At 66.7% G+C, this 13,828-nt stretch carries 13 protein-coding genes; 7 read left to right on the forward strand and 6 right to left on the reverse strand.

Annotated features, from left to right (window positions below; all coding sequences use genetic code 11):
* Positions 1–32: 32 nt before the first annotated feature.
* The 4 genes from ABCR94_RS11440 to ABCR94_RS11455 form a co-directional block, all read right to left on the reverse strand.
* A complete protein-coding gene (locus ABCR94_RS11440) occupies positions 33–533 on the reverse strand; it encodes a TadE/TadG family type IV pilus assembly protein (protein WP_347119100.1) in 501 nt (166 codons plus the stop codon).
* Positions 530–2,164: a CpaE/TadZ family protein gene (locus tag ABCR94_RS11445; RefSeq protein WP_347119101.1), complete on the reverse strand. Its 1,635-nt coding sequence runs from the start codon at positions 2,162–2,164 to the stop codon at positions 530–532. The genes ABCR94_RS11440 and ABCR94_RS11445 overlap by 4 nt, the downstream gene beginning before the upstream one ends.
* Positions 2,165–2,175: 11 nt before the next feature.
* Entirely contained in the window at positions 2,176–2,883 is a 708-nt protein-coding gene (cpaB, locus tag ABCR94_RS11450) for a Flp pilus assembly protein CpaB (RefSeq protein WP_347119102.1), read from the reverse strand.
* 83 nt (positions 2,884–2,966) lie between these two features.
* On the reverse strand, positions 2,967–3,848 hold the full coding sequence (locus ABCR94_RS11455) for a hypothetical protein (RefSeq protein ID WP_347119103.1): 882 nt from the start codon (positions 3,846–3,848) through the stop codon (positions 2,967–2,969).
* 398 nt (positions 3,849–4,246) lie between these two features.
* On the opposite strand from ABCR94_RS11455, the gene ABCR94_RS11460 reads away from it, so the two are divergent.
* Positions 4,247–5,239, forward strand: a complete 993-nt coding sequence (locus ABCR94_RS11460; RefSeq protein ID WP_521976752.1) for a chitinase — start codon at positions 4,247–4,249, stop codon at positions 5,237–5,239.
* 127 nt (positions 5,240–5,366) lie between these two features.
* On the opposite strand, the gene ABCR94_RS11465 is transcribed toward ABCR94_RS11460, so the two are convergent.
* Positions 5,367–6,032, reverse strand: a complete 666-nt coding sequence (locus tag ABCR94_RS11465; protein ID WP_347119104.1) for a hypothetical protein — start codon at positions 6,030–6,032, stop codon at positions 5,367–5,369.
* A 22-nt stretch (positions 6,033–6,054) separates the two neighbouring features.
* Complete coding sequence (locus ABCR94_RS11470) at positions 6,055–6,552, reverse strand: hypothetical protein (protein WP_347119105.1); 498 nt, start codon at positions 6,550–6,552, stop codon at positions 6,055–6,057.
* A 274-nt stretch (positions 6,553–6,826) separates the two neighbouring features.
* On the opposite strand from ABCR94_RS11470, the gene ABCR94_RS11475 reads away from it, so the two are divergent.
* From ABCR94_RS11475 to ABCR94_RS11500, 6 genes are all read left to right on the forward strand, one after another.
* On the forward strand, positions 6,827–7,966 hold the full coding sequence (locus ABCR94_RS11475) for an agmatine deiminase family protein (RefSeq protein ID WP_347119106.1): 1,140 nt from the start codon (positions 6,827–6,829) through the stop codon (positions 7,964–7,966).
* Positions 7,967–8,186: 220 nt separating this feature from the next.
* Positions 8,187–8,618 carry a DUF2563 family protein gene (locus ABCR94_RS11480; RefSeq protein WP_347119107.1) on the forward strand — a complete coding sequence of 144 codons (432 nt, stop codon included), beginning with the start codon at positions 8,187–8,189 and terminating at the stop codon, positions 8,616–8,618.
* Positions 8,618–10,231 carry a hypothetical protein gene (locus ABCR94_RS11485; protein WP_347119108.1) on the forward strand — a complete coding sequence of 538 codons (1,614 nt, stop codon included), beginning with the start codon at positions 8,618–8,620 and terminating at the stop codon, positions 10,229–10,231. The genes ABCR94_RS11480 and ABCR94_RS11485 overlap by 1 nt, the downstream gene beginning before the upstream one ends.
* Before the next feature lie 20 nt (positions 10,232–10,251).
* Positions 10,252–11,532, forward strand: coding sequence for a type VII secretion-associated serine protease mycosin (gene mycP / locus ABCR94_RS11490; RefSeq protein WP_347119109.1), 1,281 nt, complete (start codon positions 10,252–10,254; stop codon positions 11,530–11,532).
* A gap of 71 nt (positions 11,533–11,603) precedes the next feature.
* Positions 11,604–12,059, forward strand: coding sequence for a hypothetical protein (locus ABCR94_RS11495; protein ID WP_347119110.1), 456 nt, complete (start codon positions 11,604–11,606; stop codon positions 12,057–12,059).
* The coding region (locus ABCR94_RS11500) for a hypothetical protein (RefSeq protein WP_347119111.1) at positions 12,059–13,828 on the forward strand (1,770 nt) is incomplete at its 3' end. The genes ABCR94_RS11495 and ABCR94_RS11500, both read left to right, overlap by 1 nt.

Here is a 13,828-nt window from a genome sequence, read left to right on the forward strand (position 1 = left end):
TGCTTGCGGGGTCGGCCCCGGGTGCGCCGGACTTAGGGCTCCTCATCGCTGGGCATGACGACGGTGCGGGTGATCGGGCCGAAGTCGCCGATGCCGGGGAGTACGGACGGGATCCCGACCACGGCCGTGCCGGACACGGTCTCGGCCCCGGCGGGTCCGGCGCTGATCGTCGTACGCCCGCCCATCCAGCCACTGATCGAGGCGTACCCGGAGGCCGCGCCGGAGCCCGGCTCCAGGGACTCGGTGCGCGCGGCGGCGCGGGCGGCGGTCCCGGCCTGGGAGGCGGCGTATCCGGCGAGGCCGAGCTGGATGGCGGCCATGGCGACGAAGAGCAGGATCGGGAGGAACCCGGTGAATTCGAGGATGGCTGCGCCTCGGTCGCGCTGCGACCGGCTGCGGAGGGCGCGGAGTGCGCTGGGTGCGCGGAGGGCGCGTGCGCGGAGTGCGCTGGGTGCGCGGAGGGCACGGCGGGCGCCGGGCCCGCCCGCGCCCGCCCCACCGCCGCGCGCCTTCGCGCCATTGGCTGTCTTCATTGGTCCTCCGTCTCCTCCCTCGCGGCGCCGCCGCTGCCGTTGACGGACCAGGGGAAGTTGCCCGCGCCGGGGAAGAGCACCGGCGTCTGGAGCCTGACCTCGGCCTTCCACAGGTTTCCCGAAGCACCGCACGTCGGGGCGAAGCCGTCCTGCCAGCTCGCCGGCAGCCGCTGCCGCGCCGCCTCGGTGCACGCGGCCTGCGGATCGCCGCCGCTCGCTTCGGCCGCCGTGGCGGCCCGCGCGCCCTCGTCCGCCGCGTTGCCCGCCAGCGAGAACGTGTAGCCGAACAGCACCGCCTGCCACATCGCGATCATGACGAAGATGATCAGCGGGGCCATCCCCGCCAGCTCGACCGTCACCGCGCCACGGTCCCGGCCGCCCCTGCCCGCCCGCGCGCCCTTGCCCCGCAGCGCCAGCGCCTTGTGCTCGCCGCCCTTGCCCCGGCCGCCCGCGCTCTCCGGCGCCTTCACCAGGCCCAGTTCACCCGCGAGCGCCCACAGCGCCTGCTTGACGGAGCTGCGGCTGTCCAGGTCCTGCATGCGGCCGGAGTCCGTGGCCGCCTGGAGTTCCTTGAAGTTGGCCGGGATCGCGATGCGCGAGACCTTCGTACCCGTGATGCGTTCGACGAGCGCCGGCTGGATCTCGGTGTTACGGGTGTGGCGGTTGACGACGGTGGTCGTCTCCTCCGCCTTGCGGATCTGGAGCCGGTCCCACATCCGCACCATGCGCTTGGCCCCCCGCACCGCGACCACGTCCGGGGTGACGATGAGGAGCGCCTGGTCGGCCAACTCTATGGCGGCGGCGTTGGCGCTGTTCATCTGGGTGCCGCAGTCGACGACCACGACCTCGTAGCGGTTGCGCAGCGCGCCGACCACCTGCCGGGCCACCCGGTCGGTGACCTCCTCGCCGCGCTCGCCCTCGGCGGGTGCGAGCAGCAGGCCGAGGCCTGTGGGGTGGGTGTAGACGGCGTCCTGGAGGACACGCGGCGAGATGTCCGCGATCCCGGCCAGGTCGGCGATCGACCGCCTGAACTGCACATCGAGGTACGACGCGACGTCCCCCGACTGAAGGTCCAGGTCGACGAGCGCGACCGTGCGTCCGGACGCCTTGGCCGCCAGCGCCAGTTGTACGGCGGTGACCGTGGCCCCCGTGCCGCCCTTGGCCCCGGTCACGGTGACCACCGTGCCGCCGGGCCCCGAGAAGACGTCGGAGCCTGCGCCGAGGTGGCGGCGTACTCCGGTGGACCAGGCCGCCGCGCCCTGGACGCGGGCCGCCAGTTCCTCGTAACCCAGCGGGAGTCCGACCAGGCCGCGCGCCCCGCAGTCCATCGCCGCCGTGAAGTGGCCGGGGCCCGCGTCGCTGGTGATCAGGACGACGCCGACCGCCGGGAAGCGCAGCGCGACCTCCCGGATCACTTCGAGGGCCGGCACCGGGCCGATCCGCTCGTGCACCAGGACCACCTCGGGCAGCTCGTCGAGCGATTCGGCGGCGAGCGTCGCGAGGGTGTCGAGCAGGGAGGTCGAGTCGATGACGGGCGCGGCCGGTTCCGCGTCGGGGAGCTGGCTGAGGAGGGTGATGATGGCGCGGGCGGCGTCCGGGTCGCCGACCGCCGGGAGGATGCGAGTCGTCATACGGCCGGTCCTCACTTGTCCCCGTCGAGGGTGTACTCACGGTCGCGCGGTGTGATGGTGGTGTCGCTGCCGTCGGCCACGAGCGCCAGGCGCACATGCTCGGCGAACGACTCCGCGTACGCCACGCGCTGGGCGTCGAGCGTATTGAGGGCGAAGGTGATCGGCACCGCGTCCTTGGCCCTGCGGCTGCGGTCGTTGTTGCCCGGCTCCAGCGCGGTGATCTTGCCTACGTCGATGACGCGGGCGCCGGCGACGATGACCTGGGACTTGTTCGGCTGTCCCTTCTCCTCGCCCTCGAAGGTGGCGTAGATGTTCACCCGCGAGCCGGGGTTGATCTTTCCGGCGACCCCGGTGGCGGCGTCGATCATGATGGCGATCTCCTGCTCACCCGCCGAGAGCTCCGGCTTGCGCACGATCATGTCGCTCTGGAGCAGCGAGCCCTTCTGGAGCTGGGTGACCGCGATCTTTCCGCGTACCTCGGAGATGTCGGTCACGGCATTGGCCGAAAGCCAACGCTCGGGCATGGAGATCTTCTCGAACTGCGCGGCGCTGAGCTGTTTGTACGGAGCCACGTTGTCCTTCAGCCGGTACGCCGCGACCTCCGGTCCCACCTTGGCGTTCACATCGCGGATCACCGAGAGCACGCCGGCGAACGCGCCGAAGGCGCAGAGGACCGAGAGGAGCAGCAGAATGACGCCGCGGCGCTGACGTGAGTTCATGGGGTCGGGCTACCTCGATCAGGAATGTCGGTCGGAGCAACGGACAGTGAGCGGGGTGCTGCGCGCGCTGACCCCGTACGGCATCAGGGCGGCCCCTGCCCCAGGGCGGCGATCGCGCGCGTCCGGTGCGCGCGGGCCCGGCTCTCGGGCGGCGCGAGCGGGGCCGAACAGAACCCGCAGCGATCCCCTATGAGCTCTATGCCGCACCAGTGGCACTGCTCCCGCCGTACGGACGCGACCAGTTGGTACAGGACGGAGATGTCCGGCAGGAACGCGGCGAACTCGATCATCTTGGCCGTACCCCACCAGCGCGGCGAATAGTCGGTGAGCTCCGTCTCCTGCACGCCCTGCACCTGCCAGGCGGGGGCGAGGGTCTCGGTCACCCAGTCCGAGGTCAGCTGCCCCTTGGCGACCACCAAGTGGGTGGCGAACTCAGGGCCCGCGAGCGTCACCCCGCCCCCCACCTTGATCAACTCCGGCGTGGGACTGGCCAATACGCCGAACTGCGCGCCCGGCACCCAGGACTTCGCGTGCGCCTTGAGGCTGACCGGGACCCGGTCGAGCTTGGTGACCGAGTTGAGCAGCGCACCCGCGTAGATGTAGTGCGAGAGGAGCCGGGCGGCCGACGCGACAACCCCGGCACTGAAGTCGCAGATGGACAACTGGCGCAGCTGTCGTACGAGAACGGCCACGCCGAGCGGCGGCAGGTCGAGCTTCAGCAGGGCCAGCCGGTCGGTCTCCAGGACGGAGCGGATGGTGTGCAGGCGCTGTTCGTGGGCGACGGGGATGGAGGCGGGGTAGAGGACCACGACGTAACCGTGCCGCTCAAGCATCACGTTCATATCGGCCAGCGCGGCTGCCAGCGACTGGTCGCCCGGGGCGCGGATCAGGGCCGCCGTCGGCGTCTGCCGGTCGGTGGGCGGCAGCACCAGGTCGGCGCTGGTGACTGCTATCGCGGTCGGCACGTTGGCTACCCCGTTCACTCCGTCCGCCGCGGTCTCGGCGTGCGCAAATCGATGCTGTTCCGTCGTGCTGCACCAGCACTTTATCCACGACCAACGTGGCGGAGAACACCTTTCCTTTTTCTTGTATGGCCGTACTCGTGCGTGAGTTGGCGTTATTTCGCCTATGGATCTCCGACGCCGGTTTGCACCGGGATGAGATCACCGACGTGTCGACAACGCTGTCAGAGGCCTTGACAACAGAATTGGTCTGAACCAACTTGTACGACCAGCGGTGGCCACCGTCCCAGCGACTCCTCCCCCTTCTCCCCCCACGGAGGCAGCAAGTGGACCGCACTCAGCACGCCCATCACACGTCTCAGGCATCTCAGAGCCCTCGCAGCAGCGCACGACGACGACGGATCGGCGTCGGCGCAGCCCTGGCACTGGCCGTCACGGCGGCACTCGCCGGCACGGGAGCAGCCGCGGGCGCTCCCGCCGACGACGCCAAGGCCTCGGTCGGCGCGGCGGCGGTGCCCAAGCACGCCCTGACCGGCTACTGGCAGAACTTCAACAACGGCGCGACGGTGCAGAAGCTCAGCGCCGTGCAGTCGCAGTACGACATCATCGCGGTCTCCTTCGCCGATGCGACCCCCACCGCCGGCGAACTCACCTTCACCCTCGACCCGGCGATCGGCTACTCGTCGGTCGACGGCTTCAAGTCCGACATCGCCGCCAAGAAGGCGGCCGGCAAGTCGGTGATCCTCTCGGTCGGCGGAGAGAAGGGCAACGTCACGATCAACAGCGACGCCTCCGCGACCGCCTTCGCGGACAGCGCGCACAAGCTGATGCAGGAATACGGCTTCACCGGGATCGACATCGACCTGGAGCACGGCGTCAACGCCACGTATCTGACGAAGGCGCTCAAGCAGCTGTCGGCAAAGGCCGGTTCGGGTCTGGTCCTCACGATGGCGCCGCAGACGATCGACATGCAGTCGACGTCGACGGAGTACTTCAAGACGGCGCTGGCCGTGAAGGACATCCTGACCGTCGTCAACATGCAGTACTACAACAGCGGTTCGATGCTGGGCTGCGACGGCAAGGTCTACTCGCAGGGCTCGGTGGACTTCCTCACCGCACTCGCCTGCATCCAACTGGAGGGCGGCCTGGACCCGAGCCAGGTAGGCATCGGAGTCCCGGCCTCAACACGGGGCGCGGGCAGCGGTTACGTGGACCCGCAGATCGTCAAGAACGCCCTGGACTGCCTGACGCGGGGCACGAACTGCGGCTCGTTCAAGCCGTCCAAGACGTACCCGGGCCTGCGCGGCGCGATGACCTGGTCGACGAACTGGGACGCGACCGCGGGCAACGCCTGGTCCAACACGGTCGGCCCGCACGTCCACAACCTGCCGTAGCCCTTCCCCCCACACCCGGACCAGCAGCGCCGCCGCTCCCCCGGCGGCGCTGCCGGAAAGCCGCTGAGGGGAGCGCCCCCGACACTGACGTCGACGGCGCTCCCCCGGGCACTTCAGGCAGTTCTCGTCAGGGCGCGACCTTGACAGGAACGGCCGCCGCGCTCTGTGAGTAGACCGTCTCCAGCGTCAAGGTGCCGTCCGTGCCGCTCGACTGGCGTGCCGCGGCGGCCGGCTCGCTCAGGTCCTCCGCGGCGCCCGGGTCACGAGGCGTCTCCAGGGCGCCGTCGGCCACGCCCACCACGCACTTGGCGGGGGAGGCACACCGGTACACGGGGCCGTCCGGGCCTTCGTACCAGGACTTCAAGTAGAAGACGTATCGCCCCTTCGGCAGGTCTTCGACGATGTCCTTCAGCTGCGAACCGGGATTCCGGGTGAACTCCACCACGGCCTTGTCGACACCGGCTTTGCTCGACTTCTCCACCCGAAGGTCAAGGTTGGACGTACGGTTCGCAGGCTTGCCGTCCTCGCTGTAGTTCCTGCCTTCCTTGACGCCGCCGAAGTTGCCGAGAACCACCAGGTCCGCGCGCTCGGCGATGCCGGTGACGCTCGTGGGTGGGTCGGCCTCGGACGCGGCGGGGGTCGAGTGAGTGCCCCAGAAGCTCTGGGAGACCGCGTCGCCGCCGCTCTTGTCAGGGGCCGCGCCGCCGCCGCCCTCCGCCGATGTGCATGCGGTGGCACCGAAGACCAAGGCGGCGACCAGGCCGGGAACCGCGTACGTCTGCTTCTTCTTCATCAACTGCTCTCCCTCGTCCGACTCAGTAGCGTCCGTTGATATGACTCTTGTCGTGAGACGAGTAGTAAGTGTGATCGGGGTTCCCGCGGAGGCAGGAACGAGTCGCTGAGGAGTAGCTGCTGTTCTTCCCCGAGTGGTGGCCGAGCCCCACACTGTGCCCGATCTCATGACAGCTGAGTGACTTGTAATTGCTGTGCGGGAGCTTGTGGTTGAAGACAATCGTGTGCTGGTCGCACTTGCTGCCGGCCTGCTTGATACAGGTCGTCCAGGCGTACCAGCTCCGCTGGTCCCCGGTCGGGCGCCAGGTGGCATAGCCCCACACGTCCACCTGCTTGTTGTAGGCGCTGTTCACGCTCGTGGTCATGTCGGTCGGCGCGAGCGACTTGGTACGAGCCCACCCCATGCCCGCACGCTGGGCTGACGACAGGTCGTCGTCATAGAAGAAGCTGTGCGCCTTGTTGTCCGCGTAGCCAGGGCCGAAGCTGTTCGCCGAAGCGGGCTGGGCTGTGGCTACCAGCATGCCGACGACGGCAGCAGGTATGGCAAAAATCCGCATGAGACTTCTCAAGTTTCCCCCCGAAGAACCTTGTTGGGCACAGGGGGCCCTGCATCACAAGCAACGTGCACCCCCCGGCGAGTCACAGGTTACGCGTCAAATTCGATCAAGGAAGCGATTTAACGGGCGCGATCCGCCCAGCACATCCGCCAGGATCTGCCGCGTACCGGGGCTGGTGCTATCCTGCATGCTGACCAAATTTTCAGTCAGGGAAGACGCCGACACCAAGGAGCGCGCCGTGAAAGGACCGAACCGCCGAGCATGGCTGAGATTCGGAGCAGCGGGCGTACTGACCGGCGCGGGGGCGGTGGCGTGCGGGCCCGGATCGGACCAGGGAGGCGAGGAGAAGGTGCCCGCGCAGGAGGCCGACGGGTGGCGCATGCCGCCGGAGACTCAGCAGCACAAGCGCACCTTCATGGCCTGGCCGCCACTGGACTCCGACTGGGCCTCCGCAGACCTGGCCGAGGACGTGCAGCGCGACATCGCCGGGATCGCCCAGAGGACCGCCGAGTTCGAGCCCGTCGTGCTGCTGGCCGCCCCCAAGGAGGTGAAGGCCGCGCAGCGGGCCTGCGGGGCGGGCGTTGAGGTGATCCCCGTCGCCGTGGACGACCTGTGGATGCGCGACACCGGGCCAACCTTCGTCACCGGCCCGAAGGGCCTGGCAGGCGTCGACCTCCACTTCAACGGCTGGGGCGGCAAACAGGAGCACGAGCGCGACGGGCGCGTCGCCCGTACCGTGCTGACGCGCGAACACGTACCCCGGATCGACGCACCACTGACCGCCGAGGGCGGCTCACTGGAGGTCGACGGCCAGGGCACGCTCCTGGTGACGGAAAGCTCCCTGGTCAACCCGAACCGCAACCCGGGCATGTCCCGCGACGAGATCGAAGCGGCCCTCAAGAATCTGGTCGGCGCCACGAAGGTGATCTGGCTCAAAGGGCTGCGGGGCGAGGACATCACCGACTACCACGTCGACTCCCTCGCCCGCTTCGCGGAGAACGGCGTCGTCCTGCTCAGCAGCCCGCCCCGGAACACACCCCCGGATGTCTGGACCCGCGCCTACGACCAGGCGCGCAGCGTCCTCAAGGAGGCCACCGACGCACGCGGCCGCCGCCTGGAGCTGGTCGACCTCCCAGAGCCGGACCCCACCGAACTCGGCTCCCGCGGCGCGGATTTCCTCGGCTCGTACGCCAACTACTACGTCGTCAACGACGCGGTCATCATCCCGCGCTTCGGCGACCGGAAGGCGGACCGGAACGCGGCTTCGATCATCGGCGAGCTCCACCCGGGCCGGGAGGTCGTACCGGTGGAGATCCACACGGTCGCCGAGGGCGGCGGCGGCATCCACTGCGCCACGCAGCAACAGCCCGAGCTCTGATCAAGCCGGTGTGGTGACCGTCACGCCGCCCGGACAGCCCGACGTGTCCAAGTCCTCACCATGCAAACCGGATTGCACCAGAACCGCACAGCCTCGCATTGTCACTGCCGATACGTAAAGTGATCCGGGATGCTTTGGCAGTAACGGGGAGGTAATTGTGGCAGGTGAGGGTGGGGCGTCAACACCGGACACGGGCCGGTCGTTCGACACGTTTTACGGGGTGAACCCTCAACAGGCGTTGGTGATTGAAGCCGACAAGATGAAGGGCTTCAAGAAGCGGGTCGACGACCTGCTGACCGAGCTCGACAAGTCCGAGGCGGCTCCGGGCAAGATGGCCGACGGTCGGCTGGTCCGCGCCCATCTGGGGTCCGAGGACTTCCTTGAGGCGCAGTTCCTCTTCGAGTCGTACAACGTCGTCCACGAGGAGCTGGAAAAGCTGTCGAAGGCCCTCGGAACCCAGATCGAGGGAATGGGCCTCGCGGTCCATGCGTCGCGCGTGGGCTACGAGAACGTCGACGTGGACATCCGGGACCGTATGGCCGCGATCAACGCGGATGCGGAGAAGTACTACGACAAGGACCGGGACCCGACCGTCCAGCAACCTGTCGGCGGCCCTGCCAAGAAGGACACCAGCAAGGAAACGGGCTTCTGATGAGCGCGAAGCCACAGCCGAAGAGCACAAACTTCCAGTCCATGTCGCACGAGAAGCTGGTCGCGATGCTCACGGCGGCCAACCCGGCGGGCCCGGCGAACCTGGCCCGCAAGCTGGCCGGAGCGGCCACGACGATCTCCAAGATCGGCGAGGACATCAAGACCCATGTGGCCGGCCTGCCTTGGCACGGCGAGGGCGGCGACGCCTTCCGCCAGTGGGGCAACCAGACCGCGAACGCCACGCTGCATCTCGGGGAGTACAGCGAGGTCGCGTCCCGGTGGATGGAACAGGTCTCGACGGCCGTCGCCGAGGCGAAGGCCACGATGCCCCCGCTCTCCGAGACGACGAAGGCCAAGGGCGATCTCCTGAGCGCCCAGAAGAACCACAAGGCTGCGACGGACCCGGAAAACAGAAACGACCCCGACGCACGCACAGTGGCAAAGAGCTCCCAGGCGGACGCGACTGCCGCACAGGGACGGATGGACGCGGCGAGGCAGGAGGCCGTACAGCGGCTGAGCAAGCTCGCGCAGGCGTACGAGCTGTCGGCGCACCAGGTCAACAGCGTGCAGCCGCCTACGTTTCCGCCGCCGGCGCGGTATATGGGGGGCTTTGATCAATGGCGGCCCGCAGTCGGCCACCAGGCAGCCCCGCCTTCCGCCGAGGGCGGACCAATGGCTCCTTCGAGCAGCGGATCCGGGCCGCTCTCTACGCCTACGAGCGGCCGCTCCAGTGATACAGGACCTTCCCTGCCAGGCGCATACGGGGCTCAGCAAACTGACGGTGTCTCGTCTTCAGCCAGCGCCGTACGACCGGAGCGCCCGGTCGGCATGGAGATCGACTCGGTAGGCACGCTGCCGCAGGCCCCGTCGGGCCCATCGGCCGCACCACCGGCCAACGTACCGGCCGTCAGCCGGCCGGACGGAGGCATGGCGCCGCCCCTCGGCCTGGCTCCATCGGCGAGCGGCGGCAGGACGCCTGCATCCTCGGCCCCGGATCGGGCCCGTCGACAGAACTCCGGTGTTCGTCCCCCGATGCTGCCCGGACAGGGCACGTCCGGAGCACAGGCATCTGCCGGACGTCCCCCCGGGGGCGGTGGCATCGTCGGCGGGCGTCCCACACCCAGCACCAACCGCACCCCGGGCGGAATCCCCCGCGGCACCGTCGTCGGTGGCGAGGGCGCTTACGGTCGCGGGCCCATGGGGTCCGGTTCGGGAGGCGCCGGCACAGGAGGCGCAGCTCGCGGACCGATGGGTGCCGGTACTGGTGCCGGCACGGGAGGCGCCGGAGCAGGTCAACGCGGATCAGCTGTCGGCCGCCGCCTGGCGAGCGAGACCGGAGGCATCGTGGGCGGCCGTCCCAACCAGTCGAGCCGAGCAGGCACTCGCCCCTTCACACCCGGTGGAACCGGCTTGGTCCGTGGTGCCGCCCCAGGCAGCGCTCCTCAAGCGACGGGTCCAGCGGGACGCGGCGGGGCGGCAATTCCGCCGCCGAGTTCGCGCACGCGGAGGAAACCTCGTGACGAGGAAGGAAACGACCGGCCGGACTACCTCGTCGAAGACGAGGAGACCTGGCAGCAGAACAGTCGGCGTGCAGTGCCTCCGGTCATCGACTGATATCGGCAAGAGGAAAATAGATGAGCACCAGTAGTAAGCGATCGTTCCGATTCCGGTCGGCCCTGTCGGCCGGAGTCGGGCTCTTGCTGACGGGCATTGCGACGGTTCCGGCCCATGCGGACACTGCCTGGGCCAGGCAGTGGCACCTGAAGGCAATGCACGCAGAAGAGATGTGGAAGACCAGTACCGGCCGTGGCATCACAGTCGCTGTCATCGATTCCGGCGTGGACGATTCCGGACCAGATCTTCGAGGTCAAGTTCTGGATGGCAAGGACTACTCGAAACTGGCCGGCGATGAGCACAAGGACCACGGAGACCACGGCACGGGCATGGCTGGTCTGATCGCGGCAACGGGCGCACAGGGCAAGGCGGACGGTGTCTTCGGGCTTGCGCCAGAAGCCAAAATTCTGCCAATCCGGATGGTCTCCTCGAATGAGGGCTACGGAAAGGTGAACGTACGGGCAAGATTTTTCGAGTACATCGCGAAGTCGATTCGTTTCGCGGCGGATTCCGATGCCCAGATCATCAATATCTCGCTGGGGCAGTTCAATTCTCCGGGCAAGGAGAATACCAGCCCGCCACAATTGAATGCCGCCGTGAAGTACGCCAACGGCAAAGGAAAATTGATCTTCGCCGCGGTCGGCAACAACGGAAACACCTCGAACTTCTTGGGATTCCCAGGAGCAACCCCAGGTGTCGTGGGCGTCAGTGGAGTGGACCAGAAGGCAAAACCCGTAGAGAACTCCCAGTGGGGACCCCAGGTCGACCTCGCCGCCCCGGCGAAGGACATCGCCAGCGCGTGTGCCGGCAGCTCCCGGCTCTGTTCGGGAACCGGCACCAGCAACGCGTCCGCCCTCGCCTCCGCCTCAGCCGCCCTCCTCTGGTCCAAGCACCCCGACTGGACGAACAACCAGGTCCTCCGCGTCCTGATGACAACGGCCAGCGGCAACGACAAGGGCCTGAAGCGCGACGACGTAGTGGGTTACGGCGTCATCCGCCCCCGCATCGCCCTGAAGAACCCCGGCAACCCCGGCCCGGCCGACGAGTACCCCATCCCGGACCTGGCAGCGGCAGCACCCAAGTCGCCGTCCCCGGACGCCTCCAAGTCCACAGGTGACAGCGGGAAACCCAAGAAGGACAACAAGTCGGCCGCCGCGACAACCGCCTCCCCGGAGGACGACAACACGACCCTCTGGGTCACCCTGGGCCTCGGCGCCGCCGCCCTGATCGGCACCGCAATCGCTTTCGGCGTGATCCGCACCCGTCGCCGAAGCTCCGCAACAGGCGGCCCGTTCGGGTAGCTGGGCCACCTCGCCGGCCCGAGCCACAACCTCATCACCCGCACGACACGCACGGGGGAAGGAACCCACAGATGGCATGGGACGAATGGGAGAAGCTGAAGGCCGACGCGGCCGAGAGACAGTCCTCGCAGATGCAGCTCAATCAGGTTGCGCCTGAGCCCAGCAGCGGCGGTGGGGCGGGGCAGCAGGGCGACCTGAGGGTGAACCAACAGGACCTGGCAGCCGTCGGGAACAGCGCGTTCGCGTTGTTCGAGGACCTTGGCCGACATGGCCGCGACGCGTGGTCGAGCAGCCAGACCGCCGCCAAGGACCTCACGACGCAGGAATTTGAACTCGGTGGCGCTATCCACCAGGTGCAGAAGCAGTGGGAGAAACAGCTGCAGTCGCTCCTGGATGCATGCGCGCATATCTCCAATCACCTGGACTTCACCAAGAAGGCACATCAGGGCGACGAGTATTACATCGCATCCAAGATGAGCAGTATCGCGCAATTGGACAAGGGATTCGACGAGAGGACTGAACGCTGATGGACCTCGAGGCATTGCGCCACGGAAACTTCGCTTCGCTGGGCGAGGCGATCGGCGATTGGTCCAAAGTGGTCAAGAATCTCACGACATTGAAGAATGACGCCCGCGATGACCTGAAGGGCAAAGCCGACAAGGCAGACTGGGCGGGCCTCAACGCCACTGTTTCTCGAGAGTTCATCACCAAGACTGCAGGCGAGTTCGCCGACGCCGTCACTCAGGCCACGACAATCCGAGACATTCTGCGTGACACCCGGGACGAACTCGTTGCATATCGCGGGGAGCTGACCCGAGCTCTCGATAAAGGATGGGAGAAGCGCCTCACTGCTGTGGGCACGCAAGGTGGCGGTTTCAAAGTCTTCGTGAACGTCCACCCTGAACCCGCCAACAGCAAGCAGGCAGTCGACGCACTGCGCGACGAGCTCCAGGGCATCCTCACCAAGGCCACCACAAGCGACACAACCGCCGCACAGGTACTACGCGCGATTTCCAAACAGGCAGAGCACGGCTTCTCCGATGCGTCCTACAAAGACCGCGACTCCGCCGCTGACGCCCTCAGGCACGCAGACGACATGGCGAGGATCGCGAAGAAGGACCCGAACGACATGTCGTCCGAGGAACTCAAGACTTTCAACCAAACCTTGCACAAGTACCAGAGTGACAGCCTCTTCGCCGAACAGTTCGCGAAAAAACTAGGGGCCAGGGAAACACTGCAATTTTGGTCCGAAATGGCTGATGTCCACGCCGGAGCCAAGGGAGGCGAATTGAATGAACTCAAGGAGCTACAAAAGAACTTGAGCATGACCTTGGCCACCGCAACCCACTCTGATTCCATCGGAATGCAGGAATGGAAACAGAAGATCACCGAAGAGGGCAATACAAACTTCAGGCCTGATCCGTCAAATCCAAGCAAGGGTGCGGTTGGGGTTCTCGGGGTCCAGGTCATGAGCAGCCTGATGAGCCAGGGGAAATACGATACCGAGTTTCTTGATGACTACGGAAAAAAGCTGCTCAAGGGGGACATAGCCCCTCCGGGACAGACTGGTATGGGCACCAACGACGTCTGGAAGGGACCAGGGCAAACGTTGGACCTTGTATTCGGAAAGGGCGACGGCCGCGACCCCATGATCGGATTTATGGACGCGCTCTCTCACAACTCCGAAGCGTCCACCAACACCTTTGACTCGAAGCCCGTTCTCGACCATGTACTCGAAAGCACCAAATATACGGACAGGGGGCAGTCCGTAGGACACGCACTCGAAGCTGCGGTCTCCGGCGTTTCGCACGGCGAGACGCCATCCGGGCCCCAGCCACACAGCAGGACACAGGTCGAGATCATGAAGAATGTCATGCATGCCGTTGCGCAACCAGACGGTGGTACGGCCTTGGTGAGTAAGGAAATTGGTGAAAGTTTCGGTCACATGGCATCCGGTTATATGCCCGAGATTAACCGAACAATTGCTGGCTATGGAGCGGAGTCAATCTTTCTGACGGACAGCGCCGCGCCGGACGGGCTCGACAGAACAGATACCACCCGGTTTCTATATGAGGTCGCAAAGGACCCTGATGGCAGAGCTGCCCTCCTCTACGGGGAGAGCATCTATACGGGCAGCTCCATCGAAGCCCACATCGCAGACGATTCTCTTTACGACGGCAATACGAATGACGCAATTCGAACGGTAGCTAAAAATTCTGGTGTCATTGAAGGAATCATTGGGCATTCGAACGCGGACACTGAAGTCGGAGATGCCATCGGGAACGAGAAGGAACAG

Origin of the sequence: Streptomyces changchenzhani (assembly GCF_039766235.1) — a bacterium.
In the GTDB taxonomy this organism is placed as follows: domain Bacteria; phylum Actinomycetota; class Actinomycetes; order Streptomycetales; family Streptomycetaceae; genus Streptomyces.